The 21,262-nt window shown below is 59.6% G+C and carries 17 protein-coding genes; 8 read left to right on the top strand and 9 right to left on the bottom strand.

What is annotated here, in order from left to right:
- Positions 1 to 428 (bottom strand): deoxyhypusine synthase family protein (locus tag QT222_RS20935; protein ID WP_491478267.1); only part of this gene is annotated, 428 nt, incomplete at its 3' end.
- A gap of 682 nt (positions 429 to 1,110) precedes the next feature.
- Here QT222_RS20935 and QT222_RS20930 point away from each other — a divergent pair.
- The 4 genes from QT222_RS20930 (at position 1,111) to QT222_RS20915 (ending at position 4,857) form a co-directional block, all read left to right on the top strand.
- On the top strand, positions 1,111 to 2,445 hold the full coding sequence (locus QT222_RS20930) for a multicopper oxidase domain-containing protein (RefSeq protein WP_491478266.1): 1,335 nt from the start codon (positions 1,111 to 1,113) through the stop codon (positions 2,443 to 2,445).
- Positions 2,446 to 3,657, top strand: a complete 1,212-nt coding sequence (locus tag QT222_RS20925) for a ZIP family metal transporter (RefSeq protein ID WP_491478265.1) — start codon at positions 2,446 to 2,448, stop codon at positions 3,655 to 3,657.
- Between the two features lie 146 nt (positions 3,658 to 3,803).
- Complete coding sequence (locus tag QT222_RS20920) at positions 3,804 to 4,124, top strand: cupredoxin domain-containing protein (protein WP_004056125.1); 321 nt, start codon at positions 3,804 to 3,806, stop codon at positions 4,122 to 4,124.
- A gap of 40 nt (positions 4,125 to 4,164) precedes the next feature.
- Positions 4,165 to 4,857: a metal-dependent transcriptional regulator gene (locus tag QT222_RS20915; protein ID WP_014732695.1), complete on the top strand. Its 693-nt coding sequence runs from the start codon at positions 4,165 to 4,167 to the stop codon at positions 4,855 to 4,857.
- 52 nt (positions 4,858 to 4,909) lie between these two features.
- Here QT222_RS20915 and QT222_RS20910 read toward each other — a convergent pair whose 3' ends face one another.
- From QT222_RS20910 to QT222_RS20880, 7 genes are all read right to left on the bottom strand, one after another.
- Positions 4,910 to 5,392: a hypothetical protein gene (locus QT222_RS20910; protein ID WP_004056123.1), complete on the bottom strand. Its 483-nt coding sequence runs from the start codon at positions 5,390 to 5,392 to the stop codon at positions 4,910 to 4,912.
- Positions 5,389 to 6,351, bottom strand: coding sequence for a hypothetical protein (locus tag QT222_RS20905; protein WP_491478264.1), 963 nt, complete (start codon positions 6,349 to 6,351; stop codon positions 5,389 to 5,391). The genes QT222_RS20910 and QT222_RS20905 overlap by 4 nt, the downstream gene beginning before the upstream one ends.
- 70 nt (positions 6,352 to 6,421) lie before the next feature.
- Positions 6,422 to 7,417, bottom strand: coding sequence for a helix-turn-helix transcriptional regulator (locus QT222_RS20900; protein WP_231512954.1), 996 nt, complete (start codon positions 7,415 to 7,417; stop codon positions 6,422 to 6,424).
- Positions 7,418 to 7,744: 327 nt separating this feature from the next.
- On the bottom strand, positions 7,745 to 7,975 hold the full coding sequence (locus tag QT222_RS20895) for a DUF7331 family protein (protein ID WP_491478263.1): 231 nt from the start codon (positions 7,973 to 7,975) through the stop codon (positions 7,745 to 7,747).
- Positions 7,976 to 8,263: 288 nt separating this feature from the next.
- Positions 8,264 to 10,291 (bottom strand): DUF11 domain-containing protein, encoded by a 2,028-nt coding sequence (locus QT222_RS20890; RefSeq protein ID WP_491478262.1) that lies wholly within the window; start codon positions 10,289 to 10,291, stop codon positions 8,264 to 8,266.
- A complete protein-coding gene (locus tag QT222_RS20885; RefSeq protein WP_491478261.1) occupies positions 10,288 to 10,473 on the bottom strand; it encodes a hypothetical protein in 186 nt (61 codons plus the stop codon). Before QT222_RS20885 ends, QT222_RS20890 begins: the two co-directional genes overlap by 4 nt.
- Before the next feature lie 164 nt (positions 10,474 to 10,637).
- The gene (locus QT222_RS20880) at positions 10,638 to 11,294 is read right to left on the bottom strand and encodes a helix-turn-helix domain-containing protein (protein ID WP_491478260.1); all 657 of its coding nucleotides are present in this window, start codon (positions 11,292 to 11,294) and stop codon (positions 10,638 to 10,640) included.
- 202 nt (positions 11,295 to 11,496) lie between these two features.
- Here QT222_RS20880 and QT222_RS20875 point away from each other — a divergent pair, with 202 nt between their 5' ends.
- Complete coding sequence (locus QT222_RS20875) at positions 11,497 to 12,096, top strand: hypothetical protein (protein ID WP_014732698.1); 600 nt, start codon at positions 11,497 to 11,499, stop codon at positions 12,094 to 12,096.
- Here QT222_RS20875 and QT222_RS20870 read toward each other — a convergent pair.
- The gene (locus tag QT222_RS20870) at positions 12,093 to 13,715 is read right to left on the bottom strand and encodes an alkaline phosphatase D family protein (RefSeq protein WP_004056114.1); all 1,623 of its coding nucleotides are present in this window, start codon (positions 13,713 to 13,715) and stop codon (positions 12,093 to 12,095) included. The two genes, QT222_RS20875 and QT222_RS20870, sit on opposite strands and share 4 nt — an antisense overlap.
- Positions 13,716 to 13,903: 188 nt before the next feature.
- On the opposite strand from QT222_RS20870, the gene QT222_RS20865 reads away from it, so the two are divergent.
- The 3 genes from QT222_RS20865 (at position 13,904) to QT222_RS20855 (ending at position 21,191) form a co-directional block, all read left to right on the top strand.
- Positions 13,904 to 14,098: a hypothetical protein gene (locus tag QT222_RS20865; protein WP_491478259.1), complete on the top strand. Its 195-nt coding sequence runs from the start codon at positions 13,904 to 13,906 to the stop codon at positions 14,096 to 14,098.
- Between the two features lie 185 nt (positions 14,099 to 14,283).
- On the top strand, positions 14,284 to 19,860 hold the full coding sequence (locus QT222_RS20860) for a hypothetical protein (RefSeq protein WP_491478258.1): 5,577 nt from the start codon (positions 14,284 to 14,286) through the stop codon (positions 19,858 to 19,860).
- On the top strand, positions 19,857 to 21,191 hold the full coding sequence (locus tag QT222_RS20855; protein ID WP_491478257.1) for a hypothetical protein: 1,335 nt from the start codon (positions 19,857 to 19,859) through the stop codon (positions 21,189 to 21,191). Before QT222_RS20860 ends, QT222_RS20855 begins: the two co-directional genes overlap by 4 nt.
- Positions 21,192 to 21,262: the final 71 nt, after the last annotated feature.

Raw genomic sequence — 21,262 nt, 5'->3', positions numbered from 1 at the left:
TCAGGCGGAACGAAGAGGTTGCCGAGCCGATTGATTCCCTGTTCACGGAGGTCGGCTTCGTCCGCATCCCACTCACCCATCTTGAACGGCTTTGCCGTCTTGATTACATCCTCGGTCAGCGAACCGGATGTCGTGATTAGTACGTCGACGTACCCTTCACGAACGAGATATGCGACGACCTCACGCAGCCCCGACGAGATGATATTCGACGTGAGAGTGAGATAGATGGTGGCGTCGTCCTCCTGCATCCGTTCGGCGATATCAATCGCTTCTGCGAGCTGTGTCGCCTGAAATCCGGTTGTTGCGTACGCGTCCAGCAAGTCATCGAACGTAAACTCACCGCGGAAATCGTACCCGCGCACATCCGCCGTCGTTAGTTCTTCGTCACTCCCCGGGACGACGTGTTCGTGAGATTCGTCTTCATTCATATACGACGTGGTAGTCAACCCCCCGCTTTCAATCACTCGGGATACGGGTTACTTTCGGGAAGCGCTGGGCCGTTGTACGCGGGTCATAAGTAAACCAGTTCGCTAATTCTTGATAAGGAGTATTGTATAGATATGTGAATATAGAAAACGGTGATTGGAACCATAACACGAAATCACAGGGTGAATAGAGACTCAGTCAGCAGTATAGAAAGTATTGAAAATGAGACTGAGAGTATTCTAGACAGACAGTCTTGTTGTTGACAAACTCGTTAATCCCGGTGTCTGAGAATGCGTGGCCGTTCCAGTATAGTAGCGTTTGCAAGTCAGTGCACTCAGTCGACCGGTGTCGTGCGGTCGGATGTGTCACCAGTTGCAAACGCTACTATATCTTGCAGGTGGTATGTTCAGGACCGACTTTACCAACCTGGTGTATAGGCACACCCCGCTTCGATAGTTCGGATGAAACGCTGGATACGATGATTTGAATTCGTGTTGATTGTATGCGTGTGAACCTGTAAATTACAGGTAATTTAGAAATGAATAGTACAGAGTCGTTTCTGACTGACTTCATAGAGTGATGCCACAATTTAATAGGGGCTGTTAGTTTAGATATGTCTAAGTATTAAGTTAGATGAACAGTACTTTATATTTCGTCTAATCACTGGAATCTGTTAATCAACGCATGACAGACCAACATGGGAAATCCAACCCACCAACAGATGGGGACGAAGCGGCCTCACTCACGAAGGGCCTCGAAGAGCGACTAGTGAATTCGGTGAAAAACCACGAGGGCGTCACACGAAGGGCAGTACTCGGCGGTCTCGCAATCGCCGGCAGTACCGCTATCACTGGGATGGGAACTGCGCAGTCGAACACAACCAGCACGAAGCAAAAGGAAGTGATGGGATTTGGCGCACCCGGTGAATACACCAAGCAACAGTTCAATCCGCACGGATTCCTCCGAGAATTCAACACCGGTGACTCGACGAATCAACGCGATGCTATCTTCGGACGAAACGACTACGACCTCAATGCGGGTGTCTACGAAGAGAACGGTCAAACGGTCAGAGAATTCAATTTGGTCGCGGTCGATGTCGAGCAAGAGATTCTACCCGGTGTTACGTTTCCAATGTGGACGTACAACGGGCAAGTGCCGGGACCGACACTCCGTGCCGAAGAAGGCGACCTTATTCGGGTCAATTTCACGAACGGGTCCGCGAAGATGGACCACACAATCCATCCGCATCTGCGGAACCTCAACCCGCGGATGGACGGGATTCCACAGAACGGGCCAGGACTTCTCAAGCCCGGTGAATCGTTCACCTACGAGTGGCAAGCACAACCCGTCGGAACCCATCTCTATCACTGCCACACGCTTCCGCTGAAAGCGCACGTCCATCGAGGGTTATACGGGACCATTATCATCGACCCGAAGCCGGAAAAAGTCCGAGAGAACCCACGAAAGTACATCGACTACCACGGCCCAATCACTGAGGAGGTCCGCGAGATGGCCGCCGAGCGAGCCCGGAGCCGAAACATGGTTTCGCACGCCGACTATGCTCCAGATGGGTACGACGGCGTCGACGAAATGGTCATGGTGATGAACGGGTTCGACACGAACTTCAACGGCGATAACGAGGTCTACGGCGTCAACACGCGTGGATTCTGTTATGCACCGTCGCAGACTGACGCATACGATGGCGAGTGGAAAGCCGGCCAGACGAAAAAGCCGATTCAGATAGATACCGACGAGCTACAGCGAGTTCACCTCGTGAACATGATCGAGTTCGACTTCGTGAACTCGTTCCATACCCATTCGCAGTTCTTCGATTATTACGACGCAGGGACGACACTGTTCCCGAATCGGAAAACAATCGACACGGTACTGATGTGCCAAGCACAGCGCGGGGTTATCGAACTCGACTACGGGAATCACCAACCCGGGCTGTACATGTTCCACGCTCACCAGTCCGAGTTCGCCGAACTCGGCTGGATGAGCTTCTTCGAGGTGAACTAGATGACGACAGAACCACAATCCGACGGCGGTATCGTACAGTCCTCGAAACAGCCATTTGGTCTTCCGCGGTGGCTCGCGGCAATCGCACCACTGCTCATCCTCGGTGTCATCATTGGCGGGTTCTTGATGACGCCGTTGCTTTCGGAACTGGGGAGAGGCGGAGCACTTCCCGTGTTATCTATCGATTACACGACACTCCCTAACAGCGAGACGATACTGCTCCACGTCACGAACAACGGACCGCCAGTGGAAGTCACACAAGTACACGTCAACGAGGCGAATTGGCAGTTCGACATTTCCAGTCCGGGTCGCGACGCGTACCTTGAAACAGGAGAGAGCGCAACCATCGAAATCCCCTATCACTGGATGACCGGGTTCGATTACGGCGTCAACGTCATGATTGCCAGAGGTGCGACCTTCGGAACGACGATTGTCGCTGCGCAACAGACACCAGCACTGACGGGAAGCCTGCTTTGGACGCTCGGTATCGTCGGATTCCTTGTGGGCGTCGTTCCGGTCACGCTCGGAATGTTCTGGTTCCCGTTCATGCAGACGATGAGTCGCAAGTGGCTTCACGCAGTCCTTGCATTCTCGGCTGGAATTCTCGGATTCCTCATCTTCGACGCTGGCTTCGAGGCGTTCGAAGTGGCAGACCAAGTACCGTCGTACTATGCTGGGCCACTTCTGGTAGTGCTCGGCATTGTCGGTGCGTTACTACTGGTCCAGGCAATCATGGACTGGCGAACTGACGATGAAAAGCAATCACGACTCGCAGTAGCGTACTCGGCAGCACTGGGTATCGGGCTTCACAACTTCGCAGAAGGGCTTGCAATTGGAGGTGCGTTCGCCCTCGGTCGAGCCTCCCTCGGGACGTTCCTCATCATCGGCTTTATGGCCCACAATATCACGGAAGGTCCGGTATTCGTCGCACCGCTCGCAGAGGGGAAGCGGCCGTCGCTCGGCCACTTTGCCGCGCTCGGACTGCTTGCCGGTGCACCAGCCATCCTCGGTGGCTGGATTGGAATCATGACTCAGTCGCCGCTGCTAATCGCGCTGTTCCTTGCCATTGGAGTCGGCGCACTCCTGCAGGTGGTCTTCGATATCGGCGACATCATCAACGGGTCTGGCTCCCTTCGCTCCGCACCAAATCTCGCGGGGTTCGGTATCGGACTCGTCGTGATGTACGCAACCGATCTCTTGGTCACCCTGTAGAGAACGACCAATCCACGTTCAGTATCATGTATCGACCCATGCTCACACGCCGTCAAGCGCTCGTTCGAGGAGTCACTGCTAGTCTCTTCAGTTCGATTGCGGGCTGTACGGCTACGTCACGAACACCAAAGCAGCGAACTGTGAGGATGACCGATGACCTTCGATTCGAGCCAGAAACGCTTCGGGTCAGTACAGACACGACAGTCGTCTGGGAGAACCCGACGTCGGCAAGCCATACGGTAACTGCAATTATGGAACGCATCCCCGAGAACGCGACGTACTTCGCAAGCGGGGACTTCGACTCCGAGCGCGAAGCCCGAAACCACAGCAATAAGGGACTAATTCGACCGGATGAGACGTACACGCACAGATTCCGTGAATCGGGTACGTACGACTACGTCTGTCTGCCACACGAGCAATCCAGAATGGCAGGAACCATCGTCGTCGATGCTGGTGAAACGAAATGAAAACAGAAACACAGAGACCCATATCGGAGTTGACGCACTGATGACGTCCAGCCATGCAGCAGAGACGACGCCCCGTGAACTCACGGTCGCAATGGAAGACGCAATCGTGGGAATCTATCGCCTTCAGGAGACGACGGACGAACGTGTATCGACCTCAGAGTTAGCTGCAGAACTCGGTGTCGAACCACCGTCAGTTTCGAGCATCTTCTCCCGGCTAGCCGAGCGGGGGTTGATCGACCGGGAGCCACACCGACCAGTCGCACTTACAGAAACGGGGATGAAAGTCGCACTGCAACTCATTCGAAATCATCGGCTTCTAGAAACGTTCCTCGTCGAGTGTCTCGGATATGGGTGGGAAGAGGTCCACGAAGAATGCGACCGACTCGAACATCACGTGAGTCAGCGGTTTACGACATCACTCGAATCGTTCCTCTCCAACCCGGAGACTGACCCGCACGGTGACCCAATTCCGGATACGAACCTCGATGTCCCCACGGAGAGTAATCTAGTGCACCTCGATACCGTAGACGAGGGAACGACGGTGACGGTTCAACGCATCTTGACAGGGGAACGAGAGACGCTCGAATATCTCGCAAGTAGAGGACTCGAACCAGAAGATACCGTCACTGTTGAAGAACGAACCCCGATTGGATTACTCGTCATTTCGACAGCGACCGGCCAACCGCGATTGCCGACCGAAACTGCACGCCAAATTATCTGTTCTCACACATAAGCACTGTCGAGTATTCTACGGGAGGAGACAGACACGCGACTCGACCGACGTATCAGGATTCCTCGGACGAGGGACCCTCACTGGATTCTCTAGGTCCCGGTTTCGGAGGGTCGACGCGTTCGAACCGCCCGGGGTCGAGTTGGAGCAGGTCTTCAGTATCGAGCCCCGCCCCAGCCCAAGCGCGCACCGCGGCCAAGAACAACGCGAGCGGGAACGGCCATACCGTGGGATGGGCATCGTTGATGAGCAGCATTCCAACCCCGACGAGCGCGGCAATTACCGCCGCAATGCGCTGGTAGCGGCCCAACCACAGCAACAGGACTGACGGCAACGCCGCGAGACCAGCGATGACGACGATACCGACGAGGAAAGCCGAGACAACTACCGACACTTGGTCGTTGCCAGTGTAAGCCAGCGCAAGCAGGCCGGTGGCGAGTCCGAGGTGAGCTAAAAAGCCCGTAAGGATGATGACCCAACCCGCCGGGAACCTGTCGAGGCGTGCGCGGCCCTGTTGGATGGACGTGGGGACCTTCATAAGCAGAACACCATCAATCCAAAGCGGCTGGCAATCTCCCGAATCGTGTCGAGCGCTGTGGTGAGAAACAGCCATTTCACCGCGTTGTAACGGCCAATTCCGTCGATTCTGATTTCCCCGTCGACAACAGCTCGACTGACGGCTACGCCAGGATGGTCGTCGTTCAGCAGTCGACGAGCGGTGGACTCGTCGGTCGTAACCCGCAGTGTTGCGTCAGGGTGTGGACCCGCCCGAAGGTCACGGATACGATTGTTCCCGGTCATCCGGAACGAGACAACCGCCGTGTCGCCATCGGCCGTGGTGATGTGGAGATTGATGCGCTCACCGTTGATATGCGAGCCAAGCACTCCGAGGTCGACAGCCTCGGCGTTGTTATAGCTCTCAACCACAGTGGCGATTTGGCGGTAGAACTTCGGGCCGAAGGTTCCCGGTTCGACCGCCGCCTCGTCAACGGCTACCACGCGGTCGATTCTCGACTGTACAGTCTCGATTCGGGCCTGGGTGACGTTTGCGTCACGAAGCGTTTCGGCGTCTATTCGGTCGGTCGCTATCCGTATGCGGTCGACGCGCGCGTCCAGCGACCGAGCGCTGGCAACGACGGGTGCGACACGCGTCGAGTAGGTGTCGGGACTGATAGAACCGTTTTCCCTGGCCTCTTGGTACCTGTCGAGGCGTGTTTCGAGTGTGTCGAGACGCGTCTCCACACGGTCGAGTTCGCCGGCGACGACACGAGCTCTGGAAGCTGTCGTTTCAGCCGCTGTGAGGCGCGACTGGAACTCCGCAATCCGCATAGACTGGTCGACCGTCGTATCTTGGACTGCGATTACGGTCGAGACGGTTGGCCCCGGTTCCGAGGCGGTAGCATTCGTCTGTTCGACGCTGGCTGCCGGCGTGGCCACAGTCAGTGTCACCCCAAAGACGAGCAGCACCGTGACGAACACGAGCAGGGGTCGTTTCATGCGTTCCTCGTAGATGGCGTACTGTGGATACTCTCGCTTGACGAACGGCCAAACGACGGCGGTTCAGGGGTCATATCTCGATTTCTCCGGGGAGTGCGAGAACGTTCTCACGTCCGAGTCGGAACACCTCTATCTGTTCGGCCTCGTGCATCTCGTTGACGACATTGCTGGTTTTGGTTCGGGACCACTCCATGGCCTCGATGAGTTCCTGTTGTTTCATCCGTCCGCCCCTGTCTTCCAACAGTTGGAGGACGCACTCCCTGTTGCTGAGTAGTTCGTCGGACGGGACCGCGAGTGTCTCCTCGTCACGCATTTGCGTCTCGACACCGCGCCGGCGCGAACGGCCATACCAGCCGAGCACGACCGCGAGCAGAAGCCCGGCGACACCGACAGCCGGTAGAATTGGCGGTCCCTCCCGTGCGGCGGTACCAGTCGCGACGAGGACGACTTTCGGATTTTGGGACTGGAACCACTGTCGGCCGTCCCAGCGGACGGCGCGTTCCTGGGACGCATCCGGCGCGGGCGAGACAGACACCTTCCGAAAGCTCTCGGACCACTCAATCCACAGTGATTCGTTCTCGCTGAGCTGGTACCGCCTGATAGCGTCGCCGAGGACGTACTGATTCTCTGCCGTCGTGGCCGCGAAGTTCGTCCATTCGAAGCGGTAGCTGACGACACCAAAGCGGCCGGCTGGGACCGACGTGTACGTTTCGACCGAACCGTTCTGGACGTGCATCGACCGACCCGTCCGTGCTTCGGCGCGGGAGACGGCCTGTTGCATCCGGTCAATGAACACGCCGGGCGGGTTCGATACGTTCTGACGAGCCTGTTCGAAAGCGCGTTCATCGGCCGCGTCATCCAGCCTGTATCGGAACAGAACCTGCCAATGGGCGGTCCCGTCGCGGCCGAGTTTGATTCGGATGATGATATCGTCGTAGCCTGCGCCCGGCGCGACCGAGTCGATGACTGAGTTCGGCGAGTCGGGTGCGTCCGGCGAGTCAGGTGTGTCCGATGGCTCTGGCGTCGACTCGGCCGCTGCCATCTCAGCGGGAAATGCGCTAGTCACGACGCCAATAAACACGATGACAGCGACACCAACAACGATGCAGCTGGTGGCTTCACCCTGGAACGCGCTGACTCTCATCCACACCATACTATGCGGTATTCTAACATATATACATGGCATGGCAGTTGGTGCTGGATAAGAGTGGAGTTTCGGTGCTGGCAGTATCAGACAGACCGTTGGTTCGACTATCGGCCGTCAAATAGATTCCGTCAGCGACATTGATTGTGTCCGCTGTTTCGCCGACTTCGCCGGTCTCACCGGCTAGACCCGTCTCAGTGGCTATTTCGTTGAGATATTGTTGCCGATTCCGGTCGACGTCCGGAACGGTCACCGTGCTTCCGCCAAGTCGACTGCGCTGTCGGACTGTATCCAATTGGATGGCTCGTCCCGCTCGTAAATGACCACGATTCCATAGTTGACATACGCGCCGTACAGGTCGTCTGCGTCTCGGTCGGTGCTATCATCGGCTGGATTCTTGGATTCGCTCATAGTTGTCTCCGCAATGCGCATTCGGGCAACCTCGCGCGTCGCAGTTTCGCGGCCGCCGTTAGAGCGCATCACAGTTCCACATCGCACCTACAATCCCGTATAAACACCCGAAGCGCCGGCCGGATTCCCGACAATCCGGGTGAATTCACCCGGTTCAGACTCACCTCTGTCTTCCGGTTTTACTGGAATCGCTCAAACGGAGCGAAAAACGGTCAAATGAATTTTATACCAGTTCTCTGCTTCCTGTCGGCGTCCCAGACCGATTAACAGTCACGATAGACACACGTGATTGACAGACACTGTGAATATCGAACGTGGACTGAACAACAGAAAGAAAGCGTATCCAGACGGACTGGTTTATCGCTCACGCTGCGTGACCGTGTGTTGGACGCAGTCCTCGGCAGTGGCCCGGTCGTCGACGAACAATCGCACGCAGTTTCGAATCTCGTCGGTGGCGGGATATTCTTCCGGTACTTCCACTTCGATATACAGCGCCGGGAGGCACTCGCCCGGTTCTAGTCCGGCGGTGTTGGGATGCTCGGCGACAAGAGTGCCGTTACGTTGGGAGATACCCCACCCGTTGCCGCCCGCTCTTGCGAGGGTGATTCCGTCCGGTAACTCGTCAGTCACGTTGATGGGACCTTCTTCACACGGTACCTCGCCGTCGTTGCACACTTCGATGACGTAAGTTCCGGTGTCACCGAGTCTGAACGGTTCCTCCACGGTTTTCTCGACCGAGAGTGTACATTCCTCTGTCCCGTCACCACAGCAGTAGGTGACCGCGAGGTCCATGTAGTCGACTTCGGTGTCGTCGTGAATCATCACGTCAAGCCGACCATGCTGTCGGAGGTACGAGACCAAGTCGGCGTTCGGCTGGGAATGATTATAGAGGTCGGAGAGGTCCAGCGTCGTCTCGTGAGCACCGGTCTGGTTCTCGGACCATTGGACGGGGAAGATGCCGGGCGTGTTCCGTTCTCCCATGCTCTGACTCCAGCTGTACTCCTCGTCTTTCGTGCCGTCGTCGTGCCACAGCCCGAGCGACAGGAAATCGTTGTTGTCGTTGGCACCGTTCGGACGAGCGCGAAACGACAATGTCGCCTCGCAGATATCGCCCGCCAGCGGCGGCTGCGGAACCTCGAACGTGTGGGCGAACGGCTTGTTGATGCCGCTTTCGTCGAAGTCCCGAATGGGGAGGTCTATGCGCTCCTGTAGCCCTTGGCTGGGTGACGTCGCCTCGGTATTCCCGCCGGCGAACTCGTCGTCAGCACCGCCCTGGACGGCATGCTTGCCTTCGAGACACCGGATTTCGTCGCAGCCGGTGTCGTTGGCCGCATCCTCATCGCTGCCAAGCAGGTCGGCACAGTTGCGCAACAACTCGATATCCGTGGGGAATTCCTCGAAGGGCGCGATTTCAATCTCGACGACCAATGGCGGGAGACACTCGCCCGGTGCCAATCCACCGGGATTGGGGTGCACTGCGGTGATTGTCCCGTTGTCTACGGAGACTCGCCAGTCGTTTCCGGATGCCGAGGCGAACGCCACGCCGTCGGGGAGTTCGTCCTCGACGACGGCCGCGCGGGTACACTCGCCGTCGCCATCGTTGCACACTTCGACGACGTACGTACCCGTCTCACCGAACGCGAACTGCCCCTCGTGGTGCTTTTCGACCGAGAGGTCACAGCCGCCACAGCCACAGTCACAGTCGGCGTTCTCCGCGCGCATCTGGCCGACGAGATTCACCCCGGAGACGACCTGTTGGGTGTCGCGTACGACCACCGTCAGGCAGTTCTCACCGGGCTGGAAGTAGCGTCGACTGGTGTACGTCTCCTCGATTGGCGCACCTTGGAAATCACCGTCGCCGGAAAACGGCAGCGGGTTCCCGTTCAGACGGATGTCCTCCACGAGGTCGTCGGCCTGTAGCGTCAGCGTTAGCTCCGGATTCCGGTAGCCTTCGTTGAGACAGAAGCAGTACGTGTACTCGTACCGCGTGTCTTCTTCGGGAAGGCGGCGTCCGCTGTCGGGTTCGAAGGAGATCCACTGACTATCCTGGAACGTGGTGGGCCAGGAGTTGCTTCCAACCACGTCCGCGTCACGAGGCACTGTCCCCGCTCCGTTCTTCTCGTCGCCGGTCACGTCCCAGTCGTCGTCCTTCGAGCCTGCCGGGATTAGCTCGTCGTCCGTCTGGTCGTAGCCCGTGTTGAGGTTGTATTCTACCGGCGGACAGCGGTCATCGTGGTCATCTTCGGGCGTCTCGTGCTCGGTCCGCACGGTCGCATTCCCGAAGGGCGTGCTGTTGGTCACCTGTCCATAGCCGGTCACTCCCACGACTCCGGTGATACCGATGCCCTGCAGAACCCGCCTTCGGGTGAGGTCGTCGTCGCTCATGCTGACACCCCCAGCCAGTCCGCTGGACTGTGTTGTTCCGCTTGGAGCGAGCGAGGGTGGTAGTCGTTTGGCTGTTCGTCCGTGGCCGTCGCACGGTCGGCCATGCGGGCCGGGTCGCCGGAGACGGGACACTCCCGACCGGTGGCCCAACCATCATACGCGGTCGCTTCAATTCGACACATCGCACCTGCAGTTCCCCCGCAGAACCCCGTATAAAGAGGCGACGCTCAGAGAGAATCCGGGGGATTTCAGTCGAATCCTGCCGAATCAAGGCTCTGCAGTACGACGTTCTACCGAAGTGTGAAATTCACTATATTTGAAACGTCGGTGTGTTTAAATAGTAGTTTCAGACCGTTGGTGCTTCGTTGACGAGTGCTGAAAGCACACGCCGTTCAATTTTTCTGAGGTGCTCACTCACCGTCGCGGTTGTGACACCCAAGTGAGCGGCAATCTCCTCGTGGGTCGTTTCTCTCGGTGATTCGTAGTACCCGCGCTCGACGGCGACTGAGAGGACTTCGCGTTGACGGGAAGTCAACTTCGACCCGAGCGTTCGTGTTTCGGGTCGGTACGGGCCTTTTCTGACGAGCGTCAGGTCAATCTCCGAGGGAATCGCAGCGGTGACCTGACTGAGCGTCCGCTCCTCACCAACCATCCGCAGTTCGAGTGCATCACCAATATGCGTGAAGGGAGGTTCGAAAATGACCTCGTGTGTCCGGGCGAGGTCGAACAATTCACGAATCGGGACGGTCGGCCGCCCGTGGATGTACACGAGCCCATTCGTTCCGTCCGGAACGTCGCTTTCGATGACGCCTCGATGGTTCGTGAGGTGCTTCCGTACGCGAGTCAGGTCCCCACGAAGGTGATACAGAAGGACGATTGAGCCGTCGTCGAGCGTCGTGACGGACCGGATTCGTTCGCGCGAGATTGATGGGTCCTCCGCAAGTAACCGATTCGCCGGGTGGAAGTCGTCCTCGACGGAGACCCGTAGCGTAATCGAGTGCACGAATGGTACTGTGCGGCCATATTAATGGACCTTTCTGGGTACGGCAGCACCGACATTCGCCCGGTGGGTGTAGTGATGACTGACCCATGATTGGATTGGTCCAACCGCGGAATGGACTGCGGTCGACACCGAGCGAACGACGAACTGCTCGAAGCACTACAGGTTGTCGCGGTCACCTCGAACTGGAAGGGAGATGTCTGAGATGACAGCTGGAAGTGGCTCGGTAGCGGAGCAATCACCCGCACTGCGGTCGCGGGACGTGCTCGCTCCGGGAGTTGTCACCGTCCTGCTGGTCGGCGCGTTCACGTACTTGTCTCCCGGTCTCTCGTTGGTCGTCACGTTCGTCCCGGCAATCGTGCTGGCGTACAGTTGTCACCTCATGACGACCGTTCACCGGATGCCAGACCCCGAACGCGTTCTTCCCGTCTATCTGGTTGCGTTCGCGGTGCAATTCCTCCACTTCGCCGAAGAGTTCACCACCGGGTTCTACACCCGATGGCCCGTCGAAGTGTTCAACGCGGCACCGTTCGACCTGTCGACGTTCGTCCAGCTAAACATGGTCTCGTACGCGGCGTTCGCGCTCGGGGCCGTCGCTATCTATCGAGGAATCAAGGGACCGATGCTCGTCGTCTGGTTTTTCACGCTCATGGGCGTCATCGGAAACGGTATCCTCCATCCACTCTATCCGCTTTTCGCAACGGGAGAGTTCGGGTACTTCCCCGGTCTCTACTCGTCGGTTGCGTACCTGCTCTTGGGTCCGATTTTGTTCGCTCGACTGTGGGAGGTCCGAACCACCACTTAGGGCTCTTGTAGACCTGGCGTTCCCGCTTCGACGACGAATCGCTTGTCCGTCCGCACGGGTGCGCCCGGTTCGGTCACGTAGTCAACGACCTGGAACTCAGTGACCCATTCATCGGGCGTCAGCGTACATCGCGTGTATCCCCGCCTGTTGTTGTTGTACTTGACGTTCTCGTTCTCTTTGACGACGTGCTTTCCGAAGACGCCCTCCTTGTTCCCGTTGATGTCGCTGAACTCGGAGCCGTCGCCGCCGGACGAAATCGACGTTCCGATGAACTCGGTTCCGATTGTCTTCGACTCGTTCTGTGCGCTTTTGATGTCGTTCGCCCAGTTGGAGTGGAAGTCGCCGGTGACGACGACGGGGTTGTTGACGGACGCTTCGAAGGCGTTCTTGACCGCCACTTGGTCTGCGACGTACCCGTCCCACTGGTCCATTCGGTAGCCATCCGCTGCACCGCGTAAGAAGTCCATCTTCGCAAACGGAACCTGATTGGCGAGCACGTCCCACGTCGCGTTCGACGCTTCGAGATTGTTCACCAACCACGCTTGCTGCCGGTCGCCGAGAATCGTCCGGTTCTCCTTGAACCGCTTTTGACACGCATCAACAGTGAACGCGTCGCCACAGGCTTGGTCGCTCCGATACAGGCGCGTGTCGAGGACGTTGAACTCGACGAGGTCGCCGAACGTATAGTTCCGGTAGAGTTTCTGGTCGGGACCGTCCGGTTTCTGTTCCAACCGGAACGGCATGTGCTCGTAGTAGGCTTTGAACGCCGCGGCCCGACGTTTGAGGAGTTCTTCGACAGTCTGCTTGTCGGGGTCCTGCGGCACGTCGCCAGCCCAGTTGTTGTCGACTTCGTGGTCGTCGCGGGTGACGAGCCACGGGGCACTTGCGTGGGCGGCTTGGAGGTCAGCGTCCGACTTGTACAGTCCGTACTGAAGCCGATATCGGTCGAGTGTCGTCGGCTCGGACCGGTACGCCTGCGGAACGGCCGTATCGCGAACGCCACCGTTCGGACCGATACCGTACTCGTAGATGTAGTCTCCGAGGTGAACAATCAGGTCGAGTTCGTCCGCCGCCATGTGCTTGTAGGGCGTGTAGAACCCGTCATACCAGGCTTGACACGACGCGAATCCAAATCTGAACTCCTCCGGGGTTGCCCCGACTTCCGGAGCGGTCTTCGTTCGACCGACCGGACTGCGGTACCCACCGGTTCTAAACTGGTAGTAGTACTCGGTATTCGGGTCGAGGTTCTGCACGTTGACGTGGACCGAGTGGGCGTGAGCGGGGTCGGCGAACACGTTCCCGGTCTGAACAACAGGAGTCATATCTTCGGACTCCGCGACGGTCCACTGGACCGGAACGCGTTTATCCGGCATTCCACCGCCGCGCGTGAGCGGGGATGGGGCGAGGCGAGTCCAGAGAATCACAGAATCCGGCAGGGGGTCGCCGGAAGCGACTCCGAGCGAGAAGGGGTCTGCTTTGAATCGACCGTGTTCATCAACTGCTGCGGCTTGTCCCGAAGCACCGAGAACTGCGAGGGCTGTTGCACCGCCGGTTCGCTGCAAGAAACGGCGGCGACTGTGCGCGTTCGGGTCTGGAGACGGCGGGTTTTCTACGTCCATCTATACGATAGCACACTTTATTCTATAATAGGATTTTGTAATATTATAGAGTTGAATAATATATTAATAGTGCCGACTAATTGGTCGTTGTATCAATCGGTGTTACTATGTGCGGATTCGTATCGCTGAGTAATAACCGAAGCGTGCGAATTCGTATCGCTGGGTGATAACCGAAGACATCCCGAGACATGTTTCTCGCCCACGCCCGCGACAACGTTGTTCGAGTAACCGAATCAGAGGCGATGGAGAACGCGTTTGTGGCTGCCGACGCGCCCGTGGAAACGTTCTATTCGGACACCGGTGGACACGAGTTCCACTTCAGTACGTGGTGTGTCGAAACAGTGAGGTCCCGAACCGCTGATTTTCTTGAGCAGGTGTTGTAAGTAGTTGGTAATGACAATATTACGACCATAATTAGTAGCCTCGCTCTCAACTGTATAGTAGCGTTCCGTCTCTATAAGAGAAACTCAGTGGTGGGATACTATTCAATCGAATGTTCTTTTTATCATACCTTACCAGTGATGTAATTCTCCGTGACTGTTTTCAGATGTGTAATGAATAATGATATATGTCAACTACTCTCATACAAGACACACTCCTGCTATCACCCGAATGGCAGCCGTGGAACCAGATGGAGGGAACAGGTACCCTATTCGAGGAAGGGCAACTCACAGATGTCGAAGAGGACTGGGGGGCGAATGGTGTCACCCTGTCTGCAACACTTTCCGTCGAACAACCCGACCCAATCGAAATCGGTGGGTTCGATGTTTCGGTCGGAAAGCCGGACGCTGGTGCGGTTGAATTCGACTTTTCTCTTACCTTCGACTCTGAGCCACTATTCGCGGCTATTTCGGTCATTCTGTTGGCGAAAGGCGTCATCACCGTCAAAGACGTCGAACGCACGGCCGACAAACTCGGTATCGACTCGAACGCGCTCAATCTCCAGCAGAACCCCGAATACTTCCACGATATCAACTCACTCGGCCATGTACGGGCCGAGTTCGGCCTTCCAGAGGTTCATCTACTGCTTCCGGGTGAACACCTCCGCGTCGGTCGGCGAGTGACCCAAAACGGAAACACAGTCGGAATCGAACCAGTCGCCGACGACCCGCGACCGACCACGAAACTCGTGAACCCGACGGTGGTCGCCGACACGAAAGACGGTGCCTCGATTTCGGTCGGCGGTCCACAGGACGTTACGCTCCCGCCGCTGTTAGTCCGAGGAAGCGGTATCGCATTAGAGTTCGAGGAGGTCGCTCCAGACTTCTCTTCTACCTCCGGCCACCCATCGGTCACGGAGATGGACGGCTACGACGCCTCGTGGCAAGGGCTCTACGTCGGGGAAACGACCGTCTGGGGGTTAGACGAACTCCTCCCGTTCCTCCCCGACGAACTCGACTCTTCGAATGCCGACGGAGGGTCTGGGAACGGCGGCGGAAACGGAAGCGGGGCAAACGGCGGCAACGGGCCGAATAACGGCGGCAGCACCTCGGCCGGCGGCGCCCGGCTGACGTTCTCGGAGTGGCTCATCGACGAGAACGGGGCGGCCGGGGCAGTCTCGTTCGGCGTTCCGCCGGCGGGTAGCCGGGACGGACCCCTCCAACTCAGGAAACTCACGCTCGGATTCGACAGGGGTTGGGTGCCGACGACCCTCGCGGCCGATGTCGCCCTCGATTTCTCGACGCTCTCGAACGACGACGGCGACGACCTCGGCGGACTCGGCAACGACGGAACGCTCTTGCTCGGCACCGATTTACGGTACGACCCGTCGCCCGAGGCACCGCCGGCGCGGTTCGGCTTTGATTTCGTCGTCCGCGGCGGCGACGACGACGCATTTCTCCACCTCGGAACGGGAGCACTGGGAAGCGCAGCACCCGTCGTGTTTGCCGTGATGGCAGGGTTGACCGCCCCGCTCGACACCGAACTCGGCGTCGTCATGGCATCGATGGCGGCCCTCGAAGCGCGGGGCGACCTCGAAACGAAGCGAATCGCCATCAAGGAACTGTCGTTCAGCTACGCGCCCGAAAAGCGGACGGCGAACGGAACGGACTACTGGGCGCGCGTCCTCACCGTGTCCGTCTCGACGAGTGTCGAGTCGCAACTGCAGCTCGATGCCGCTGATATCGACACCCCGCTCGGCCTCGGGCTGAACGACCTCACTTTGACATGGGTCCTCAATCACGGCGAGTTACAGAAGGCGGGAGCGACAAAGCAACCGAATCCGGTCGCTGTGTCGTGGGAACTCGACGACATCAGCGTGACCCTCTCGGCCAATGCCAACCTCGCAAACGTGGTCACCATCACCGATGTCAGTCTACGAAAGACCGACGAGGAGTTCCTCATCGAACTCGGCGTCGAAGCCAGCGGGAGCGGTGACGTCGCAATCGGCGGCCTTCCGGACGCGGTCGTGTTAGCCTTCGACGCGAAGAAACCCGACGTCGGGGATTTCAAAGGCGTTCGCTTGAAGCAAGGCGGTCAGCCGATAACCATCTTGGCTCCGGGGACGCTGTACGCTTCGGGGGAGATGACGACCGGAAAAGACGCCATCAGCCAGTTCCCGGAACCGGCACAAGGGACGTGGGAAAGCGGCATGGTCGGGTCGCTACAGGCGTTCGTCGTCGGAAACGGAACGGCGAAAAAGCCGGCAGACCACCGTAAGCGGTCGAGCTACCAGTTCACCTTCGACATCGACCTGCTGTCGGCGCAGAGCAGTGGCGGGTCGTCCACTCTCGTCTTCTCCATAGACGGCACCGTCTCCCCGGGGGATTCCCTCGGAAAGCCCCGGGCGGCGCTGCAAGGACCCGGATTGCTCGAACCGCAAAACGCCCAACACACACACTCCCAGGAAAGCGGCCTCCCCGAGTGGTACATGAACGAATCGCCCCAGTACACAACCGACGCGCCGAAGTGGGAACCGGTGCTGGACGAGTGGGGCTTCGGTGCGAGCGTGGTGCTCGGGTCGGCCCCCGACGAGGCCCGGTCGTGGAGTGCAAAGGCCGGACTGTTCCTGATGCTCCCCGGCCCCGTCATCATGATTGCGGGAAAGGCGGACATGTTCTCGGGGAAGCCCTCGATGGGCGGGGGGTCCTCGCCGCCGTTCGCCGCGGTCATCGTCCTCGACTTCGAAGACGACGTATTCTCAATCGATATCAAGGCCGACCTCTCGCTTCCGGAGGATAGTGACGCCGACTTAGTCAAACTCGACGTTCCCGTCGAGCTATTCGTCGACCTGCAGAACGCCGAGCAGTTCTATCTCTACTTCGGACGCTATCAGCCGAAAGAAAAGCGCGTGACAGCGCTCGCGCTCGGGATGCTCGACATCTCGTCGTACCTCATGCTCGACGGGCGAACGATTGCCGGACTTCCGATGGGTGACCTGCCGGGACTGGCGCTCGCACTCGGTGGTGAGGCCCGAGTCAAGTGGGGTCTCGATGCCGACGTTATTCAGTGTTATCTGTACGCCGAAGCAGCGTTCCACCTCGGCGTCTCGCTGGCTGATCCGCCGCTTCTCGTCGGGATGGTCCGAATCGAGGGAGGTCTGGTAGTGAAGGTATTCGGATTCGGCCCGGAACTCGGCGTCTATGCCCAGCTATCCGCGGTCGCACCCGAACCGTTCGAACTGACCGGTGAGGTCGGCGTGGACATCGACCTCCCGTGGCCCCTCAGCGACGTGCACACGAGCGTCGACTTCACGTTCGGTCCCGGCGGTGACCTTCCGGATGCGCCCGACCCTATCGAAGGGGTGACGGCGCACTCGCGGTACGAAAAGAAAGCACAGGAGCTGTCGAAAAACGGCAACAACGATAGAGTACCGGTCGACCCGGTGTTTACAGTCGCATTCGGCGCACCGGTCGGAAACGAGTCCGGGACAGTCGGGTCGTTCAATACGGGCGGTGACGACACGAACCACCCCGTTTGGAAGGTCGTGAGTAGTTCGGAAGAGAAGGACGAGAACGGCATCAAAAAGCGCCATCGCGTCGGCTACCGATACGAACTCGTCGACGTCTCGATTACCGAGGTGCGCGAGGACGGAAGCAACCAAACGCTGAGCGACAAGCCGGCGACGTGGGACCCGAAAGCCACCAGCGGTGGGAACACGGAGGCTGGAAGGAACGCCGGGGCTACTTCGAGCGGTGGGATGCCCGCACGGAACGCTCTCCAACTGCTCGACGCCGAAAAGAGCCACACGAGCAAGTACGTTGGCACCGCGGCGAAACTCGTCCGCGAGACGGAGGCGTCGTGGGACCCCTGTCGGCGCGAAAAGCCCAAACAGAGCGCCACGTACCACGCTGCCGACATGCCAACCGGACCACTGGACGAGGAGGCGGACGAACTGACGCCGATAGACGACGAGAGTCCGCCGGCTTACGGACGTGCGGAACCGCAAACGAACGCCGGCCGGTCGCTTCAGCGGTACGCCGACTTCGACGTACTCCCTGCTGCGGTTCACGAACGCGCCTGGTCGAAAGCCGCCGCTCCGACCCCGGCGTTCGAACGCCGACGGTTCCTCTGTGTCCCGCAGGCGGTCGGGCGGTCGGACCACTCGAATCGCTTGCTCGCGAGTCTCGAAACCCGTCCCTGCGAGGCGCTCGACGTGGCGGTGCCCGAGAACGACGAGGTGACCATCAGACTCCTGCTCGCGCCGAACGTGAAGCTGACCGCGCAACCGATGTCGGACGGCGAGGTCGATGGTGAACCGCTCAAAGCGGAGTGGGTCGAGCCGCTGTACTCAGATAGGGACCCCGTGGGTCCGAGCCACGACGCAACCAGAGAGGGCTGGGGAATCTACGAAGTGACGGCCACGTCGGGCATCGACGTAGTCCGACTGTGGGCCGTCCGAGCAGCCAGCGGATTCGTCCAAGAGTCACTCGAACCCTTCACGGCGACAGTTCTGGACGTGACCGCCGACCTACCGGGACAGCGAGGAAAGAAGCCGAATGTCGAGGTAGATGCAATGAACGACCTCTATAGCGACCTGTTGAACGCGAAGTACAGTGGAACCGCACCGGGCGTATTGAAGCCGGATACCGAGTACGAGATTTCGGTGAAAGTGAAAGCCACCCACGCGGAGCAGTGGGGCGAATCCGACCCCGAGTTCTCGGATGCCGCCGGGACCCACTCGCGCACGTGGACCGTCCGAACCGAGGCAGAACCCAGAGAACGGCTTCGGGCCACCGACGAACCAGATGGAAGTAAAGACAACTGGGACGTGGCGACGAGGCCTCGCGACGGTGCACCGGCCTTCTACCGCGGTTCAGACGTCGAATTAGCGTTCCGGCGAGAGCGCACGCTCGCGGCGTTCGAAGCCCACGGTACTGCACTTGCGGTCAGGCTGGTGGACGAACAGGGGAACGACCAGTTCGACGCGGTCGATGTCACCGAAAAATTCGCATCTGACCTCCCACCCACGGCGGCGGAGTGGCGGGAGATGCTCTCGAACATCGGCTGTCTGAACATCGACCCCATGGAACTGTACGCGTCGGGCGAGGACACTATCGAATCGATACTCGAACCGGGCGCTCGCTACGTCGCGTCGATTCACGTCGTAGACGCGAACACGAAGCTCAAGAACGTGAACTTCGACGACGAGTCCACCGCGCCGGCCGTCCACTCGTGGCGCTTTACCGCCTCGCGGTACCTCGACGCGGGCGAGCACCTCAGCGCTCACGAACCGGTGGACGAGTTGGTCGCGTCCGCACCCGACGAGCAGGCGCTCCAATCACTGGCGGCGACGAAGACGCAGGCAACCGGGGTGACGGTGGACGACGAAGCCCTCGATACGCTCCTCCACGGAGACGTGGGGCTTTCCCCCCGGCGAGCGCCGGACGACCCCGAGGTGGTTCGCATCTGGCGCTGGAAGCCGTCGTCAGACACGGCGGACCCGTTGGCGCTCCTGTTCGACGGGCCGGAACCGCTCGCCAGAGAGGGATACGACATCTCGGTGAAGCAGAACGGCCGCGAGTTGAACGGGCGGTTCCTGACCCGGACGGACCGCGCCCGAGTGCTGTTCGTGCCGGATGCGGGTGAACTCGCCGCCGACGCCGACTGCACCGTCGAAGTCGACCACTCGGGGGCAACCGAGCGGACGACGGTTGCGATACCGAAGCGTCCTGCGCAGTTACAGCCAATGGGGGTGATTCCATGAGTTTCGACGGCAACCGGCCGGGCGAAGCCGACACCCACGAGGAGACCGACGCGGAACGAGAGGGTGACGCGGAACGACGGACGCTTCGACTTCCGGACGAACTCGCCGCGCTCGACATCGACCTCGACGCAGGGACGCCCTCCGAGACAGGGGGAGAACAGCCCCGGCGAGAACCCCTGTGGTCGAGTCCGGCCGTCGAAGCGGGTGGGACGAACAATTTAGAGGGTCTGTTCAGCGACATCGGTATCGACACCGATGACAAAGGACCGTTCGGCGGCTTGCTCGACGACGACGTGGCGAAGTCGGGTCGCCTGCTGGACGCGCTCGGCGAGGACCTCGGGTCGCTCGACGACCTGCTCGGCGAGCACGCCGCGGAGTTGGGTGGCCTTATCTCGGAACCCGAGTCGGTGCCGAGGTTCCCGACCACGTTCTTCTCTCAGCCCGTGAGTACCGAGCGTGGTGATTCGAGCACCGAGAGCGACGAGTCCGACGTTATCCGGACGGTCGTTGACCCTGGCATGCTCCAACTGGCCGCACGAGGGTTCGAAAACGACCACTACCTACCGGACGGTCGGTATCTCCGGTGGACCTTCGAGTCGGGCATCGGCTTCCCGCGGTCCGGGTTCAGGCTGTACCGACGGGAGTCGCCGTCGAACATCAGCCCGAAGGATATTTTCGCGGTCCGGCGCTCACTGCGGTTCAAATCGAACCTCTCCGGCGGGGAGATACGGACCGGAAACGGACTCCGGGTGACGCACCCGAACGGGGTGACCGTCGAGCAGTACGACGACCACAGCCACGGCGTCCCGTTGAACGAAACGCCCACGCGAGTCCGGTTCGCCGAGAGCGACGCGGTCGATGCGGCCGAACTATCGGCGTGCTGGGTCAGCATCAAATTCGCTCGACGGCGGATGACCGGGTCGATAGGGGCGGTCGCGGTCGGCGAGGAGGGAACCGAAACGCGGGTGCAGGACCGCGGCGGCGTCGGCATCGACCTCGAAATCCCCTTCGAGCCGTTACCAATCCCCGAAACCGAGCTTGAGAATATCATGGAGGTGCAGGACGTGCAAGTGCGCGAACCAAACGCCGAGGGGTCCACGCTCGTCGGAGAGCAAAACGGGAGTGACGGCAGTACCGAAGGCGTCGGAAGCGGTGACGGTGAGAGCGGCGGCGGAAGCGGTGGCGGCGACGGAAGTGGCGGTAGCAGCGGTGTCGGCGGGGGGAAACGAGGCGTTCTGAGGGGCGGCCCCCGGGGGGGTGGGGCGGGGGGGGCCCCACACCGGCCGCCCGGGGCCCCGCACACCCGGGTTGGCCGGCCGGGGGGGGGGTGACCGCTCCCGCCCAAGCCCCTGCCAAAACCGGGGGGGGGCGGGTTGGCTGAGGGCCCCCGGGGGCGGTTCTG

It is taken from the genome of Haloferax sp. s1 (assembly GCF_058382125.1).
Note: the sequence above shows the minus strand (reverse complement) of the source record. Positions and strands in the feature narration are given on the sequence as shown.